Origin of the sequence: Citrobacter sp. Cf125, assembly GCF_030333935.1 — a bacterium.
GTDB classification, from domain to species: Bacteria; Pseudomonadota; Gammaproteobacteria; order Enterobacterales; family Enterobacteriaceae; genus Citrobacter; species Citrobacter freundii.
Genome location: NZ_JAOWEY010000023.1, coordinates 379,661 through 395,648 on the forward strand (window position 1 = coordinate 379,661; position 15,988 = coordinate 395,648).

General features: G+C 54.2%; 16 protein-coding genes. 9 read left to right on the forward strand and 7 right to left on the reverse strand.

The genetic code is table 11. The features are described from left to right. Positions 1-13: 13 nt before the first annotated feature. Genes scpA through scpC form a run of 4 tightly spaced genes read left to right on the forward strand, consistent with a single transcriptional unit; the run spans position 14 to position 5,433 of the window. A complete protein-coding gene (gene scpA / locus OGV89_RS12215; RefSeq protein WP_049015298.1) occupies positions 14-2,158 on the forward strand; it encodes a methylmalonyl-CoA mutase in 2,145 nt (714 codons plus the stop codon). Continuing rightward, entirely contained in the window at positions 2,151-3,146 is a 996-nt protein-coding gene (gene meaB / locus OGV89_RS12220; protein ID WP_003846379.1) for a methylmalonyl Co-A mutase-associated GTPase MeaB, read from the forward strand. The genes scpA and meaB overlap by 8 nt, the downstream gene beginning before the upstream one ends. Before the next feature lie 10 nt (positions 3,147-3,156). After that, positions 3,157-3,942 carry a methylmalonyl-CoA decarboxylase gene (scpB, locus tag OGV89_RS12225; RefSeq protein ID WP_003026994.1) on the forward strand — a complete coding sequence of 262 codons (786 nt, stop codon included), beginning with the start codon at positions 3,157-3,159 and terminating at the stop codon, positions 3,940-3,942. A gap of 24 nt (positions 3,943-3,966) precedes the next feature. Further along, a complete protein-coding gene (gene scpC / locus OGV89_RS12230) occupies positions 3,967-5,433 on the forward strand; it encodes a succinyl-CoA:acetate CoA-transferase ScpC (protein WP_003846377.1) in 1,467 nt (488 codons plus the stop codon). Here scpC and srsR read toward each other — a convergent pair. From srsR to epd, 7 genes are all read right to left on the reverse strand, one after another. After that, positions 5,430-6,326, reverse strand: a complete 897-nt coding sequence (gene srsR / locus OGV89_RS12235; protein ID WP_003026999.1) for a LysR family transcriptional regulator SrsR — start codon at positions 6,324-6,326, stop codon at positions 5,430-5,432. The two genes, scpC and srsR, sit on opposite strands and share 4 nt — an antisense overlap. 123 nt (positions 6,327-6,449) lie before the next feature. Next, positions 6,450-7,196, reverse strand: coding sequence for an oxidative stress defense protein (locus OGV89_RS12240; RefSeq protein ID WP_003027002.1), 747 nt, complete (start codon positions 7,194-7,196; stop codon positions 6,450-6,452). 93 nt (positions 7,197-7,289) lie between these two features. Next, positions 7,290-7,925: an arginine exporter ArgO gene (gene argO, locus OGV89_RS12245; protein ID WP_003027005.1), complete on the reverse strand. Its 636-nt coding sequence runs from the start codon at positions 7,923-7,925 to the stop codon at positions 7,290-7,292. 150 nt (positions 7,926-8,075) lie between these two features. Further along, complete coding sequence (locus OGV89_RS12250) at positions 8,076-8,936, reverse strand: small-conductance mechanosensitive channel MscS (protein ID WP_003027007.1); 861 nt, start codon at positions 8,934-8,936, stop codon at positions 8,076-8,078. A 191-nt stretch (positions 8,937-9,127) separates the two neighbouring features. Further along, the gene (gene fbaA / locus OGV89_RS12255; RefSeq protein ID WP_003027029.1) at positions 9,128-10,207 is read right to left on the reverse strand and encodes a class II fructose-bisphosphate aldolase; all 1,080 of its coding nucleotides are present in this window, start codon (positions 10,205-10,207) and stop codon (positions 9,128-9,130) included. An 88-nt stretch (positions 10,208-10,295) separates the two neighbouring features. Next, a complete protein-coding gene (gene pgk / locus OGV89_RS12260) occupies positions 10,296-11,459 on the reverse strand; it encodes a phosphoglycerate kinase (protein ID WP_003027032.1) in 1,164 nt (387 codons plus the stop codon). A 39-nt stretch (positions 11,460-11,498) separates the two neighbouring features. After that, positions 11,499-12,527 (reverse strand): erythrose-4-phosphate dehydrogenase, encoded by a 1,029-nt coding sequence (gene epd / locus OGV89_RS12265; RefSeq protein ID WP_003027035.1) that lies wholly within the window; start codon positions 12,525-12,527, stop codon positions 11,499-11,501. A gap of 374 nt (positions 12,528-12,901) precedes the next feature. Between epd and OGV89_RS12270 the strand changes: the two genes are divergently transcribed. The 5 genes from OGV89_RS12270 to OGV89_RS12290 are packed head-to-tail and all read left to right on the forward strand — an operon-like array spanning position 12,902 to position 15,947. Next, positions 12,902-13,327: a PPC domain-containing DNA-binding protein gene (locus tag OGV89_RS12270; RefSeq protein ID WP_003027037.1), complete on the forward strand. Its 426-nt coding sequence runs from the start codon at positions 12,902-12,904 to the stop codon at positions 13,325-13,327. 24 nt (positions 13,328-13,351) lie between these two features. Next, the gene (locus tag OGV89_RS12275; protein WP_003027040.1) at positions 13,352-13,930 is read left to right on the forward strand and encodes an ECF transporter S component; all 579 of its coding nucleotides are present in this window, start codon (positions 13,352-13,354) and stop codon (positions 13,928-13,930) included. Continuing rightward, on the forward strand, positions 13,931-14,638 hold the full coding sequence (locus tag OGV89_RS12280) for an energy-coupling factor transporter transmembrane component T (RefSeq protein WP_286558695.1): 708 nt from the start codon (positions 13,931-13,933) through the stop codon (positions 14,636-14,638). It begins immediately after the preceding gene. Then, positions 14,626-15,303: an ABC transporter ATP-binding protein gene (locus OGV89_RS12285; RefSeq protein WP_003846369.1), complete on the forward strand. Its 678-nt coding sequence runs from the start codon at positions 14,626-14,628 to the stop codon at positions 15,301-15,303. The genes OGV89_RS12280 and OGV89_RS12285 overlap by 13 nt, the downstream gene beginning before the upstream one ends. Beyond that, positions 15,297-15,947 (forward strand): ABC transporter ATP-binding protein, encoded by a 651-nt coding sequence (locus OGV89_RS12290; RefSeq protein WP_103848969.1) that lies wholly within the window; start codon positions 15,297-15,299, stop codon positions 15,945-15,947. The genes OGV89_RS12285 and OGV89_RS12290 overlap by 7 nt, the downstream gene beginning before the upstream one ends. The last annotated feature ends 41 nt before the right edge of the window (positions 15,948-15,988 follow it).

Consider the following 15,988-nt stretch of genomic DNA (forward strand, 5'->3'; position numbering starts at 1 on the left):
TACGGAGCAAAAAATGGCAAATGTGCAGGAGTGGCAAACACTCGCTAATAAAGAACTCAGTCGACGGGAAAAAACCGTCGAATCGCTGGAAAGACAGACGGCGGAAGGAATTGCCATCAAGCCGCTATACACTGAAGCGGACCTCGATAATCTGGAAGTCACGGGCACTCTTCCCGGCCTACCGCCTTACGTGCGTGGCCCGCGCGCCACCATGTATACCGCGCAGCCGTGGACCATTCGCCAGTACGCTGGTTTCTCTACCGCCAAAGAGTCCAACGCCTTTTACCGCCGCAACCTCGCCGCCGGGCAAAAAGGACTTTCCGTCGCCTTTGACCTTGCCACCCATCGCGGCTATGACTCTGACAACCCGCGCGTGGCAGGTGACGTCGGCAAAGCGGGCGTGGCGATCGATACTGTCGAAGATATGAAGGTGCTGTTCGACCAAATTCCGCTGGATAAGATGTCGGTATCAATGACCATGAACGGCGCGGTGCTGCCGGTACTGGCGTTTTATATCGTGGCTGCAGAAGAACAAGGCGTAACGCCGGAGCAACTCACCGGGACCATTCAGAACGATATTCTGAAAGAGTACCTGTGCCGCAATACCTACATTTACCCGCCAAAACCTTCAATGCGCATCATCGCCGACATCATCGCCTGGTGTTCCGCCAATATGCCGCGCTATAACACCATCAGTATCAGCGGTTATCACATGGGGGAAGCCGGGGCGAACTGCGTCCAGCAGGTGGCGTTTACGCTGGCTGACGGCATTGAGTACATCAAAGCCGCGCTGTCTGCCGGGCTGAAAATTGATGACTTCGCGCCGCGCCTGTCATTCTTCTTCGGCATCGGCATGGATCTGTTTATGAACGTAGCCATGCTGCGCGCGGCTCGCTATTTGTGGAGTGAAGCAGTCAGCGGTTTTGGCGCAAACAACCCGAAATCTCTCGCTCTGCGTACCCACTGCCAGACCTCCGGCTGGAGTCTGACCGAGCAGGATCCTTACAACAACGTGATCCGCACGACCATTGAAGCGCTCGGTGCTACGCTTGGCGGCACCCAGTCTCTGCATACCAACGCCTTTGATGAGGCGCTCGGGCTACCCACCGATTTCTCCGCCCGCATCGCGCGTAATACACAGATCATCATTCAGGAAGAGTCAGAGATCTGCCGCACCGTCGATCCGCTGGCCGGATCGTATTACGTCGAGTCGCTCACCGATCAAATCGTGAAGCAAGCGCGCACGATCATCAAACAAATTGATGAGGCAGGCGGCATGGCGAAAGCGATCGAAGCCGGGCTCCCTAAACGGATGATCGAAGAAGCTTCCGCGCGCGAGCAGTCGCTGATCGACCAGGGTAAACGCGTTATCGTCGGCGTGAACAAATACAAGCTGGATAAAGAAGACGAAACGTCGGTACTGGAAATCGACAACGTGAAGGTACGCAACGAGCAAATTGCCTCGTTGCAGCATATCCGCACAACTCGCGACACAGATGCCGTCAATGCCGCACTCGCGGCGCTGACCCACGCCGCGCAGCATAATGAAAATCTGCTGGCCGCCGCCGTTAACGCCGCCCGCGTTCGCGCCACGCTCGGTGAGATCTCCGACGCGCTGGAAACCGCTTTTGACCGCTATCTGGTTCCCAGCCAGTGCGTCACCGGGGTGATTGCGCAAAGCTATCACCAGTCCGACAAATCCGCCGATGAGTTCGACGCCATCGTTGCGCAAACCGAACAGTTCCTCGCGGAAAATGGTCGCCGACCGAGGATTCTGATCGCCAAGATGGGCCAGGATGGTCACGATCGCGGCGCGAAAGTGATCGCCAGCGCCTACTCCGATCTCGGCTTCGATGTTGACCTCAGTCCGATGTTCTCCACACCAGAAGAGATCGCCCGTCTGGCGGTAGAAAACGATGTGCATGTAATAGGCGCATCGTCACTGGCGGCGGGTCATAAAACGCTGATCCCGGAACTGGTTACCGCGCTCAAAAAATGGGGGCGTGAAGATATCTGCGTGGTAGCAGGAGGCGTTATTCCGCCACAGGATTACGCCTTCCTGCACGAGCATGGCGTGGCAGCCATTTATGGCCCCGGCACGCCAATGCTCGACAGCGTCCGCGATGTGTTAACCCGTATCAGTCAGCATCATGATTAACGCCGCCACGCTTGAGGATACCGTCCGTCGCTTGCGACTTGGCGAACGGGCAACGCTCGCCCAGGCGATGACGCTGGTCGAAAGCAGCCACCCGCGCCACCAGCCGCTGAGTACGCAGTTGCTGGACGCAATTATACCGTTCACCGGTAACGCCCTGCGTTTGGGGATAACCGGTACGCCGGGCGCGGGCAAAAGCACCTTTCTGGAAGCATTCGGCATGCTGTTAATCCGTCACGGATTACGGGTGGCGGTGATCGCCGTCGATCCCAGCAGCCCGGTCAGCGGCGGCAGCATTCTTGGCGATAAAACCCGCATGACGGAGCTGTCTCGCGCCGAATCTGCGTTTATTCGCCCGGTCCCTTCCAGCGGTCATTTAGGCGGAGCCAGCCAGCGCGCCCGCGAATTAATGCTGTTGTGCGAAGCGGCTGGCTTTGACGTGGTTATTGTAGAAACCGTCGGCGTTGGGCAGTCAGAAACCGAAGTCGCAGGCATGGTGGATTGCTTTATCTCACTACAAATCGCCGGCGGTGGCGACGATTTGCAAGGCATCAAAAAAGGCCTGATGGAAATGGCGGATCTGGTCGTCATCAATAAGGACGACGGCGAGAACCATGCCAGCGTGGCCATCGCCCGCCATATGTACGAATCCGCCCTGCATATTCTGCGCCGTAAATATGACGAGTGGCAGCCGCTGGTTCTGACCTGTAGCGCCCTGGAAAAACGCGGTATTGAGGAGGTCTGGCAGGCGATAACCGACTTTAAAACGTGCCTTAGCGCCAGCGGTCGACTGGAAAAAGTCCGCCAGCAGCAGGCGGTGGACTGGTTACACCAGCAGGCTGAAGAAGAAGCCCTACATCTGCTGTTTGCGCGGACTGATTTCGACCGCTATTTCCAGCAGACGCTACAGGCCGTCAAAAATAACGATCTGTCGCCGCGCACCGGTCTGCGGCACATCAGCGAATTTATCCAGCATCATTACTTTCAATAAAGAGAACATTATGTCTTATCAATACGTCAACGTGGTCATCATCCAGAAAGTCGCGGTTATTGAGTTCAATTACGCCCGCAAGCTCAATGCCCTGAGTAAAGTGTTTATTGACGATCTGATGCAGGCGCTGAGCGATCTCAATCGTGCGGACATTCGCTGCATCATTCTACGCGCTCCGAGTGGAGCCAAAGTTTTCTCTGCCGGGCATGATATTCATGAACTCCCGACCGGACGTCGCGATCCGCTCTCCTATGACGATCCGCTGCGTCAGATAACCCGCATGATCCAAAAATATCCAAAACCGGTGATCTCTATGGTTGAAGGCAGCGTCTGGGGCGGCGCATTTGAGATGATCATGAGTTCCGATCTGATCATCGCCGCTGAAACATCCACCTTCTCGATGACCCCGGTCAACCTCGGCGTGCCGTATAACCTGGTCGGCATCCACAACCTGACTCGCGACGCCGGTTTTCACATCGTGAAAGAGCTGATCTTTACCGCCTCACCGATTACCGCTCAGCGTGCGATGGCCGTCGGGATCCTCAACCATGTGGTTCCTGTAGACGAACTGGAGGATTTCACTCTGCAAATGGCGCACCACATCTCGGAGAAAGCGCCGCTGGCGATCGCCGTCATTAAAGAAGAGCTGCGCGTGCTGGGTGAAGCGCACACCATGAATTCCGATGAGTTCGAGCGCATTCAGGGCATGCGCCGCGCGGTGTACGACAGCGAGGATTATCAGGAAGGGATGAACGCGTTTATGGAAAAACGTAAACCTAATTTTGTCGGCCATTAATCACGTCTGAGGAAGGAGACGGCCATGAAACGGATGAGCGCCGAACAGGCGGCAGAAATTATCCAGCACGATGATATGGTGGCGTTTAGCGGCTTTACCCCCGCGGGTTCGCCAAAAGCGTTACCCACCGCAATTGCCCAACGTGCCTGCGAACAGCATCAGAACGGACAGCCTTTTCAGATCCGCCTGCTGACCGGAGCATCAATTGGCGCCGCCGCTGATGACGTACTATCCGCGGCGGATGCCGTTTCCTGGCGTGCGCCTTATCAAACGTCATCGGGCCTGCGCGACAAAATTAATCAGGGCCAGGTGAGGTTTGTCGATCTCCATTTGAGCGAAGTGGCGCAAATGGTTAATTACGGCTTTTTTGGCGAGATCGATGTTGCCGTCATTGAAGCCTCAGCCATCGCGCCGGATGGCCGGATTTGGCTGTCCAGCGGTATCGGTAATGCCCCCACCTGGCTGCTGCGGGCGAAAAAAGTGATCATTGAATTGAATCATTACCATAATCCGCGTGTGGCGGAGTTTGCCGACATCGTGATACCCGGTGCGCCGCCGCGGCGTAACAGCGTACCCATTTTTCATACCATGGATCGCGTAGGCAGTCAGTGCGTACAGATAGACCCCAAAAAGGTGGTTGCGGTGGTGGATACCGAACTGCCCGATGCAGGAAATGCATCGGATAAAACCAATCCGGTCAGCCAACAAATTGCCGATAACGTAGTCTCTTTTCTGCTGGGAGAAATGGCGCACAAACGCATTCCAGCTGAGTTTCTGCCCTTACAAAGCGGGGTGGGCAATATCAACAACGCGGTAATGGCTCGACTGGGCGAGAACCCGGATATCCCGCCCTTTATGATGTATTCGGAGGTGTTGCAGGAGTCGGTGGTGCATCTGCTGGAAACGGGCAAGATTAGCGGTGCCAGCGCCTCCAGCCTGACCATTTCAGCCCCGTCGCTACAGAAGATTTACGACAACATGGACTTCTTCGCCAGCCGGATTGTATTGCGCCCGCAGGAGATCTCCAATAACCCGGAAATCATCCGTCGACTGGGGGTTATTGCGCTCAACGTCGGTCTGGAGTTTGATATCTACGGTCATGCCAATTCCACGCACGTTGCGGGGGTGAACCTGATGAACGGCATCGGCGGCAGCGGGGATTTCGAGCGCAACGCCTACCTGTCTATCTTTATGGCGCCGTCGATTGCCAAAGGCGGGAAAATCTCAACCATCGTTCCGATGTGCAGCCATGTCGACCACAGCGAACATAGCGTTAAAGTGATCGTGACCGAACAAGGGATTGCCGATCTGCGTGGGTTATCTCCGATGCAGCGGGCGCACACGATTATCAATAACTGTGCGCATCCGCTTTACAGAGATTACTTGCACCGCTATCTGGAAAAAGCGCCCGGCGGGCATATCCATCACGATCTCAGCCATGCGTTCGATCTGCATCGCAACCTTCTCGAAACAGGCTCGATGCTAGGTTAACTTGCACTACCGTCACGATCTTCAGCAATATGCTGGAGCATGGTGGCGGTATAGCGATGATTTTTCAGCGAATAGAGAAACTCCTGCATATACATGGGACTGCCGGGCGCGTCGAAATATTTCAGCGTCGACGGGTTCACCAGCCGCCAGGCGAAGTGAGGGATCACCGTCAAAAACTGCCCGCGCTCCACCGCGCTAATCTTGGCCATAAAGCTGTACGGACGATAGATAATCGTCGGGTTGATCCCGCAGGGTCGCATGTATGCATCCAGCATCGCCTCAAAGTTGGCGCGATTCTGGAAGCGCATTTGCAGCCAGGGCAGCTCGCGCAGCAGATCCTGCGGCTGTTTTTCTTCATAGCGCCGGGAAACGAGAAACCCCAGACGCAGCGGAGGCAGTTCGCTGATCGCCAGATTTTCCAGCTCCTGCACGCGGGGGGAAACGTGCTGCGGCGAGATAATAAAATCCAGTTTGCGATCGAACAGGTTATCAATCACCCCATTCTCGCTGAATTCAACGGCCTGAGCCGTCACACCGTCATACTTGTCACCAAGGCTAATCAACTGGTCAAAAATAATCGTTGGGTAGGTATTGTCGATGCCGATAACAATTTCCCGCGAGCGGCGAGAGGCGTTATGGATTTCGTTATCAATGGCAGAGAGGCGCTGATAAACGGGAAACAGCTTCTGATACAGCTCTTGTCCTGCTTTATTCAGGCTGATGTTGTTATCTTTGCGGGTAAACAGCGTATAGCCGATTTGATCTTCCAGTGCAGCAATGCTTTTACCGAAGGGCGATGCGGTCATATGTATTTTTTCTGCCGCTCTGGCGATGTTATTGGTTTGCGCCAGCAGAATGAAATTACGCATCTTTTTCGAGATAAAAATATCCATAGCGTCCCCTTAAAAATCGCTATGGCCTATCCTCATTACGGCGAAAAAAAAGACCGGATGTGAAGTCTCATTTTTACAGTTGCTCACAGAAAAAACCCGGCTGGCAAGCCGGGTCTGCAACAATTACTGAGTTTTGGCTGGCGTTGCAGCTGGTTGCCCCGCCGTCGGCTCAATCTGGAAGACGACATCAACCTGATCGTCAAACTGAATAACCGGTTGTTCGTAGGTTTCCTGAGCAGAAGCAGCAGGTGCGGCATCGGCTTTCATCATCCGAACCATCGGGCTCGGCTGATAGTTGGAAACGTGGTAGCGCACGCTGTACACCGGGCCAAGTTTGCTATTGAAGCCCGCAGCCAGCTGTTCAGCCTGATGAATGGCATCATCAATTGCCGCTTTACGCGCTTTATCTTTGTAAGCATCCGGTTGGGCAACACCGAGCGATACCGAACGGATCTCATTCAGACCAGCCTTCAGCGCGCCATCGAGCAGAGCGTTAAGTTTGTCCAGCTGGCGCAGCGTGACTTCAACGGTGCGCACCGCACGATACCCTTTGAGGATACTTTTACCGTTCTGGTAGTCGTAATCCGGCTGGGTACGCAGGTTTGCAGCGCTAATATCTTTCTTCGCTATCTGGTTCTGTTCAAGGAAGGACAGATATTGCGCCACGCGCTCATCGGCCTGCTTCTTCGCTGAAGCCGCATCCTTGGCAGCAACGTTCACTTCAATTGCCAGCGTAGCGATGTCTGGTGTCGCATCCACGCTTGCTGTTCCGGAAGTCACGATGTGCGGTCCATTTGGCAACTCATTTGCCTGTACCGATAGTGCGCTGAATCCGACTAATGCCGCCAGGGCCATTATTTTGAACTTCACGGTCGTTCCTCCATGTTTCAATAATTACCCCGAAACTCAGGGCACATGCAGGCAAGCTTAGACGATCTCGCTGCGTTGTCCATCAGACAACACTTAGTTGAACAACGCATGAACGTGCGCAACACCTTCTTTTGCCAGTTGAAAAGCAATAAACCACATCACTAATCCTACCAGCGTATTGATGATGCGCTGCGCTTTAGCAGTGCGCAGACGCGGAGCCAGCCAGGCCGCCAACAATGCCAGACCGAAGAACCACAGGAACGAAGCGCTGACGGTTCCCAGCGCAAACCAGCGCTTCGGCTCAACGTCCAGTTGCCCCCCCAGACTCCCCAGCACCACAAAGGTATCCAGGTAAACATGGGGATTGAGCCATGTCACCGCCAGCATGGTGGCGATGATTTTCCAGCGCCCTTGCTTCATCACCTCGGCACTGGCCAGTTCCAGATTACTGCTCATCGCCGTTTTTAACGCCCCGAAACCGTACCAGAGTAAAAAAGCCACCCCACCCCAGGTGACCAGCGCCATCAGCCATGGTGACTGCATCAACAAGGCGCTACCGCCAAAGATCCCCGCACAAATCAGCACTAAATCGCTGATAGCACAGAGTAAAGCAATCATGATGTGATACTGGCGGCGAATGCCCTGGTTCATCACGAAGGCGTTTTGCGGACCAAGCGGAAGAATCATGGCCGCACCAAGTGCAAGCCCTTGAAAGTAATACGATAACACGTTAATCATCCCGAACTGTTTCTCTTAGGAGCAGACTATAGCGCGGGGAAAACATTAGCGGAAATGGATAATTTTAATCGCAGATTAGGGAAATTAATGGAAAGAAAGTTTTTATCGGCCCGGAAAGCAAAAGCGCCTCCGGGCGCGTAATTACTCTGCCGCGCGCTCTTTCACACGCTTGAAGTTCACATCCATCTGCGGATACGGGAAGCTGATGCCGTTGGCATCGAACTCGCGCTTAATGCGTTCCAGCACATCCCAGTAGACGCTTTGCAGATCGCTGCTGTTGCTCCAGACGCGTACCACAAAATTAATTGAGGAAGCCCCCAGCTCATTCAGGCGTACCGTCATTTCACGGTCTTTAAGAATGCGATCTTCCGACTGAATGATATCAGTGAGGATTTTTTTCACCTGATCGATATCGGAGTCGTAAGCCACGCCGATAATAAATTCGTTACGACGAACCGGCTCACGAGAGAAGTTAATGATGTTCCCGGCAATAATTTTACCGTTCGGGATCACTACAATCTTACCGTCAACGGTACGCATGGTGGTGGAGAAAATCTGCACGTTGAGCACGGTTCCAGCCACGCCGCCGAGATCGACATACTCACCCGCACGGAACGGACGGAACATTACCAGCAGGACACCTGCGGCGAGGTTGGACAGCGAACCTTGCAGCGCCAGACCGACGGCTAAACCTGCGGCACCGAGAACGGCGATCACGGAGGCTGTTTGCACCCCAACGCGACCCAGAGCGGCAATCAGCGTGAAAGCGATAATACCGTAACGCACCAGTGCAGAGAGGAAGTCGGCAACAGTGGCATCAATTTTACGCGCCAGCATCAGGCGGTTAACGGTATTTGATACAATGCGCGCCACGATCATACCGATAATGACAATCGCGATGGCCGCAACGATGTTGACGGCATAGCTCAACAGCAGTTCCTGGTTGCGCACCAGCCAGGTGCCCGCACCGTTTATGCTGTCGACAACATTCAAATCTTCCATTCAATATTCCTTTTTTGCTTACCCAAACGGGAGAAATAAAGCCGCCCTGACGGGACTGGCAACCTGACAAGGGTAAACAATAAACCTGGATTTTGCCAAACAGATCACAGAATTCTCTGCCAGCAGAGCGTTGACATAGCAATAAAAAAGGCCCGCATTTGCGGGCCTCATGTCACGTGGAACGGCGTAAATTACAGAACGTCAACCGCGTTCAGTTCTTTGAAAGCCTGTTCCAGACGGGTGATCATGGTTGCCTGACCAGCACGCAGCCATACGCGCGGATCGTAGTATTTCTTGTTCGGCTGATCTTCGCCTTTCGGGTTACCCAACTGGCCCTGCAGGTAAGCTTCGTTTGCTTTGTAGTAGTTCAGAACGCCTTCCCAGGTAGCCCATTGGGTATCGGTATCGATGTTCATTTTCACTACGCCGTAGCTTACGGAGTCTTTGATTTCCTGAGCAGTAGAACCGGAGCCGCCGTGGAAGACGAAGTTCAGGCTGTTGTGCGGCAGGTTATGTTTCTTAGAAACATAGTCCTGAGAGTCGCGCAGGATGGTCGGGGTCAGAACGACGTTACCCGGCTTGTAAACGCCGTGTACGTTACCGAAGGACGCTGCGATGGTGAAACGCGGGCTGATTTTGCTCAGCTCGGTGTATGCGTAATCAACGTCTTCCGGCTGAGTGTACAGTGCAGAAGCGTCCATGTGGCTGTTGTCCACGCCATCTTCTTCGCCACCGGTGCAACCCAGTTCGATTTCCAGAGTCATGCCCATTTTGGACATGCGCGCCAGGTATTTGGAGCAGATTTCGATGTTCTCTTCCAGAGACTCTTCAGACAGGTCGATCATGTGAGAAGAGAACAGCGGTTTGCCGGTTGCTGCGAAGTGTTTTTCACCCGCGTCCAGCAGACCGTCGATCCACGGCAGCAGTTTCTTCGCGCAGTGGTCAGTGTGCAGGATAACCGGAACACCGTAGTGTTCAGCCATCTGGTGAACGTGATGCGCGCCAGAGATAGCACCCAGGATTGCAGCGCCCTGAGGAACGTCGGACTTCACGCCTTTACCCGCGATGAAAGAAGCACCACCGTTGGAGAATTGTACGATTACCGGCGCTTTAACTTTTGCAGCAGTTTCCAAAACGGCGTTGATGGAGTCGGTACCCACGCAGTTAACAGCTGGCAGAGCAAAGTTGTTTTCTTTAGCTACCTGGAAAACTTTCTGTACGTCATCACCAGTGATTACGCCTGGTTTTACGAAATCAAAAATTTTAGACATTTTACGAGTCCTGTATCTTCGGCCTTGGAAAGGGCGCGCGCCCTAAAGCGCGCTAAAATAAGGGCAGGTTTCCCTGCCCATTAAATTCTTACTTTTTAGCACGCTCTTCGAGCATGGCTACTGCTGGCAGTACTTTGCCTTCCACGAATTCGAGGAACGCGCCGCCGCCAGTAGAGATGTAGGAGATTTTGTCAGCAATGCCGAACAGGTCGATTGCTGCCAGGGTGTCACCGCCGCCTGCGATAGAGAATGCTTCGCTGTCTGCGATGGCATTAGCAACGATTTCAGTACCTTTGCGGAAGTTCGGGAATTCGAACACGCCAACCGGGCCGTTCCACAGAATGGTTTTCGCATTCTTCAGGATGTCAGCCAGCTGCTGTGCAGAAGCGTCGCCGATATCCAGGATCTGCTCGTCTTCTTTTACATCGCTAACGGATTTCAGGGTAGCCGGTGCGGTTTCAGAGAATTCAGTCGCTACGCGAACGTCGGTCGGAACCGGGATGTCGCAAGTGGTCAGCAGACGCTTAGCTTCGTCAACCAGGTCAGCTTCGTACAGGGATTTACCCACGTTGTGACCTTGAGCAGCAACGAAGGTGTTCGCGATACCACCGCCAACAATCAGCTGGTCAGCGATTTTTGACAGAGAATCAAGAACGGTCAGTTTGGTAGAAACTTTAGAACCACCAACGATAGCAACCATCGGACGAGCAGGTTCTTTCAGTGCTTTACCCAGTGCATCCAGCTCGGCAGCGAGCAGCGGACCTGCACAAGCGACATCGGCGAATTTACCGATACCGTGGGTGGACGCCTGCGCACGGTGAGCAGTACCGAAAGCGTCCATAACGAATACGTCGCACAGAGCAGCATATTTTTTGGACAGCGCTTCGTCGTCTTTCTTCTCGCCTTTGTTGAAGCGAACGTTTTCCAGAACAACCAGTTCACCGGCAGCGACTTCAACGCCGTCCAGGTAATCTTTTACCAGGCGAACCGGAGCAGACAGTTTGTCTTTCAGGTAGTTAACAACCGGCAGCAGAGAGAATTCTTCGTTGTACTCGCCTTCGGTAGGACGACCCAGGTGGGAAGTTACCATCACTTTAGCACCTTGTTTCAGGGCCAGTTCGATGGTTGGCAGGGAAGCACGGATACGCGCATCGCTGGTTACTTTCCCTTCTTTAACTGGTACGTTCAGGTCCGCACGGATAAAAACGCGTTTACCAGCCAGATCCAGATCGGTCATCTTAATTACAGACATGGTGAATCCTCTCGTTGATTCATAAAGTTTTGTCGACGCTCAAGCGTCGAGCCTGAAACCAATAGCAGCCATCGCTAACGTCGTATCGAGCATACGGTTAGCAAAGCCCCATTCATTATCACACCAGACCAGCGTTTTGATCAGGTGAGCGCCACTCACGCGCGTTTGCGTACCATCAACGATGGCGCTGTGCGGGTCGTGGTTAAAATCTACTGAGACCAACGGTAATTCCGTATAGTCAACTATACCATGAAATGCACCTTGTGCTGCTTTTTGCAGCAACTGGTTGACTTCACTGGCTTTTACTGGTTTTTTCACCGTCACGCTTAAGTCGATCGCCGTCACATTTATGGTCGGTACACGCACCGCAATCGCTTCAAAACGATCGTTAAACTGCGGGAAAATTCGCGTGATGCCCGCCGCCAGTTTGGTATCAACCGGAATGATCGACTGGCTGGCCGCTCGCGTGCGACGCAGGTCAGGATGATAAGCATCAATAACCTGCTGATCGTGCATCGCGGAGTGGATCGTGGTGACGGTACCAGACTCAATGCCGTAAGCATCATCCAGCAATTTAATGACGGGTATTATGCAATTCGTGGTGCAGGAGGCATTGGAAACGATCCGGTGCTCAGCGCGCAGCTGATCCTGATTAACGCCAAACACAACGGTTGCGTCGATGTCGTGACTACCAGGATGTGAAAAGAGCACTTTCTTTGCGCCGGCGGCAATATGCGCCTCGCCGTGTTCGCGGCTGCCAAAGACCCCCGTACAATCCAGCACAACGTCGACACCCAGTTCGCGCCACGGAAGCGCATCGAGCGTTCGCTCATGCAGAATGCGGATCGCGTCATCGCCAACGATGAGCTGGTCTCGTTCCTGACGAACATCCCAGGCAAAACGCCCATGGCTGGTGTCATATTTCAACAAATGCGCCATGCCTGCAGCATCCGCCAGTTCGTTGATTGCCACCACGGTGATTTCCGCCCGACGCCCGGATTCATACAAAGCACGAACCACGTTGCGTCCGATGCGACCGAAACCATTAATCGCTACGCGTACGGTCATAGGTCTCCTGCAAGGATTTCTCAGAAACGATGTGGCAGACAGAGTAATGCAGCAAATCGCTCAGGGAAACCTTACCTGTCGCAAACTGCGACTAATTGGTTAATTGTCGAACATTTAATCGACTGAAACGCTTCAGCTAGAATAAGCGAAACGCGGAATAAAAGGAATGATTGTCCAGCAGCAGAACACAGTTATCTGACTTACGTCACATTTTAACGTCCTTCAACGCGACTTTTATTCCATATTCCAGAATTACGAATAACCGTAGCAAGATTATTTCGTTGCCATGTCACAAATCCTGATTTATATCAGAAAGCTCCCTAACCCGCGTCTATATTATCAGCGCAACGTCCGAGTCTCGGAGTCCCTCAACTATGGCAACATTCTATCCCCAACCATCTGAAGCTCGCTTTCATGCGCTGCGTTTATTACCGGGCCAGGAAGTCTTTTCAGCGCTACACGCTTTTATCCAGCAGCATCAACTACAGGCAGCCTGGATAGCGGGTTGCACCGGCAGTTTGACCAACATTGCTCTGCGCTTCGCCGGACGTGAAGAAACCACATTACTTACGGGTACGTGGGAAATTATCTCTCTGAACGGCACGCTGGAACTTACCGGCGAGCATCTTCATCTGGCGGTTGCTGACCCACACGGCGCGATGCTGGGCGGACACATGATGCCGGGCTGTACCGTGCGAACCACGCTGGAACTGGTGATTGGCGAGTTGACGTCTCTGGCATTCAGCCGTCAGCCCTGCGCCGTTTCCGGTTATGACGAACTGGTTATTTCATCCCGCTAACGATTCACTTATACGAGGTCTTTTATGGCGCGTCGCCAATTTTCCAGCCAGTCTCTGGTTCTTATTGTCATTGCTATCGCCATCAACATGGTCGGTGGGCAGCTTATCAGCATGTTGAAATTACCTATTTTTCTCGACTCGATTGGCACGTTGATCAGCGCGGTGCTGTTAGGACCGGTTGTTGGGATGCTAACCGGATTACTCACTAACCTGTTGTGGGGGTTGCTGACCGATCCGATCGCCGCCGCCTTTGCGCCCGTCGCCATGGTTATTGGACTGGTCGCCGGTTGGCTGGCACGGGCGGGATGGTTTCGCACCTTACCCAAAGTCGTGGTCAGCGGCGTAATTATCACGCTTGCCGTGACCCTCGTTGCCGTGCCGATTCGCACGACTCTGTTCGGGGGTGTCACCGGCAGCGGCGCCGATCTTTTTGTCGCCTGGATGCACTCGGTCGGTCAGAACCTGGTTGAGTCCGTCGCCATCACCGTCATCGGAGCGAATCTGGTCGATAAAATCCTCACGGCAATCATCGTCTGGGTGCTGCTGCGACAACTTCCGCTGCGCACAACGCGCCATTTCCCTACGATGTCTGCCGTGCGCTAAATGCATCCGTTTACGTCGTTAACTCTGTGGGTGCTTGCCGCCTGCTCCACGCTCCTGCTGCCAGCCGGAGTGCCGCTCAGCTTGTACAGCGCCGCGACGTTTGTCGGTTTGCTATGTATGAAGGCTACGCGGTCGCGGGCGAAATACGTACTCTGGCTGATGATCCCCTTAGGACTAGGGCTATGGCTGGTACACGGCGGATGGCTTACCGAGTGGATTAGCGGGCAGCCGCGCACACCAGAACGCTGGGCCGATGCCGTTACGCTCTGGCTGCGGATCCTCTCCATTGTGTCGACATCGCAGATGTGGATGCAGTACGTGCCGGTTGCGCGCTTTATGCGCGCCCTGTTTGCTTCACGCCTGCCGCCAGGCGTTGCCTATCTGTTCGCAGGCCCGCTGCTGGTGGTTGAACAGCTCAAACACCAATTGGCGATTATTCACGAGGCTCAGCGCGCACGCGGCGTACCGCTGGATGAGTCCTGGTACCAACGTTTACGCGCTATGCCGGCATTAATTGTGCCGCTCACCCATAACGCGCTCAATGACTTGGCCGTTCGCGGTGCAGCGCTCGATATGCGGGGATTTCGCCTGCATCGCACTCGCACCACGCTGTGGGCGCCACCAGACAGCACCTTACAACGTCTGGCCCGCTACGGTATGGTGGTTCTGATGGCAGTTGAGACAGGAATCTGGATATGGTTACGTTAGAGCAGTTTCGCTATATTCCGACGCACGCTATGCGGCCATCCGCCTGTTACGATTTCCATTACGCCAGGCCTGGTATGGTGGCTATTTTTGGTGAGAACGGCAGCGGGAAAAGTACGCTGGCACAGCTGATGGCTGGCTGGTACCCCGACTTCCTTCCGGGAGAAATTGAGGGCACAGGCACGCTACTGGGTAATCCCATCGGGCAACTATCGCTGGTCGAGCAGTCGAGTACCATCCAGCTTGTGCAGCAGTCACCTTACCTGCAGCTTTCAGGTTGTACTTTCAGCGTGGAGGAAGAAGTGGCGTTTGGCCCGGAAAATCTCTGCCTTACCGAGACTGAAATTATGCAGCGCATAGATGCCGCCCTTACGCTGACGGAATGTCAGCCTCTGCGCCATCGTCATCCCGGCACCCTTTCCGGCGGGGAAACCCAGCGGGTAGTCATTGCCAGCGCACTCGCCATGCAGCCGAAAATATTGATTCTGGATGAAGCGTTCAGTCGCCTGACGGCGCAAGCCACGGCAATGCTGCTGGCGCGACTGCAACAGTGGGCACAGGAACAGCATGCTTTGGTGATACTTTTCGAACGCAACCCTTCACCTTTTCTCAGCTACTGCCAGCAGGCATGGCAGCTGCGCGACGGAGCATTGTCATCACTATGCTGACGCTAAACCAGATCAGCTATCGCTGGCCGAACGCCGCCGATGACTGTTTACGCAATATTTCGCTGGAACTCCAGGAGGGGGAATGGCTGGCGCTAACGGGCGATAATGGCGCAGGAAAATCCACGCTGTTGCGCATCATGGCCGGGCTACTGACGCCCTCATCCGGCACAATAACCGTTCAAAATCGTGCGATTGCGCAACTGAAAAACCGGGAGCGCGCCAGGGTGCTCGGCGTACTGTTTCAGGAGGCGGAGAATCAAATCTTTCACAGCAAGGTTGCAGAGGAAGTGGCCTTCGGATTACGGCTACAGAAGCTTCCGGCGACTGAAATTGCGCAACGCACGATGGCGGCGCTGCGATTATGTCAGTTAGAGGATGTCGCCGACGCGCACCCGCTCGATCTGCATACGGCACAACGACGTATGGTTGCCGTCGCCAGTCTGGAAGCCCTCAAACCCGCTATTCTACTGCTGGATGAGCCCAGTCGGGACTTTGATGCACACTGGCTTGGCGTCTTCGAAAACTGGCTGGCAGTGTGTCGTACACGTGGCGCCAGCGTTGTAGCGATCAGTCATGACGCTGCATTTACGCAGCGCCATTTTTCGCGCATAGTACGTCTTGAAGCAGGTCAGCTACGCACGTAACTACCCTGAGAAGCAAAAAACGGGCCGCCTAAGCGACCCGT

Coding starts and splice junctions, on each gene's coding strand:
- scpA (WP_049015298.1), top strand. CDS start 14: ATGGCAAATGTGCAGGAGTGGCAAACACTCGCTAATAAAGAACTCAGT.
- meaB (WP_003846379.1), top strand. CDS start 2,151: ATGATTAACGCCGCCACGCTTGAGGATACCGTCCGTCGCTTGCGACTT.
- scpB (WP_003026994.1), top strand. CDS start 3,157: ATGTCTTATCAATACGTCAACGTGGTCATCATCCAGAAAGTCGCGGTT.
- scpC (WP_003846377.1), top strand. CDS start 3,967: ATGAAACGGATGAGCGCCGAACAGGCGGCAGAAATTATCCAGCACGAT.
- srsR (WP_003026999.1), bottom strand. CDS start 6,326: ATGGATATTTTTATCTCGAAAAAGATGCGTAATTTCATTCTGCTGGCG.
- OGV89_RS12250 (WP_003027007.1), bottom strand. CDS start 8,936: ATGGAAGATTTGAATGTTGTCGACAGCATAAACGGTGCGGGCACCTGG.
- fbaA (WP_003027029.1), bottom strand. CDS start 10,207: ATGTCTAAAATTTTTGATTTCGTAAAACCAGGCGTAATCACTGGTGAT.
- pgk (WP_003027032.1), bottom strand. CDS start 11,459: ATGTCTGTAATTAAGATGACCGATCTGGATCTGGCTGGTAAACGCGTT.
- epd (WP_003027035.1), bottom strand. CDS start 12,527: ATGACCGTACGCGTAGCGATTAATGGTTTCGGTCGCATCGGACGCAAC.
- OGV89_RS12270 (WP_003027037.1), top strand. CDS start 12,902: ATGGCAACATTCTATCCCCAACCATCTGAAGCTCGCTTTCATGCGCTG.
- OGV89_RS12275 (WP_003027040.1), top strand. CDS start 13,352: ATGGCGCGTCGCCAATTTTCCAGCCAGTCTCTGGTTCTTATTGTCATT.
- OGV89_RS12280 (WP_286558695.1), top strand. CDS start 13,931: ATGCATCCGTTTACGTCGTTAACTCTGTGGGTGCTTGCCGCCTGCTCC.
- OGV89_RS12285 (WP_003846369.1), top strand. CDS start 14,626: ATGGTTACGTTAGAGCAGTTTCGCTATATTCCGACGCACGCTATGCGG.
- OGV89_RS12290 (WP_103848969.1), top strand. CDS start 15,297: ATGCTGACGCTAAACCAGATCAGCTATCGCTGGCCGAACGCCGCCGAT.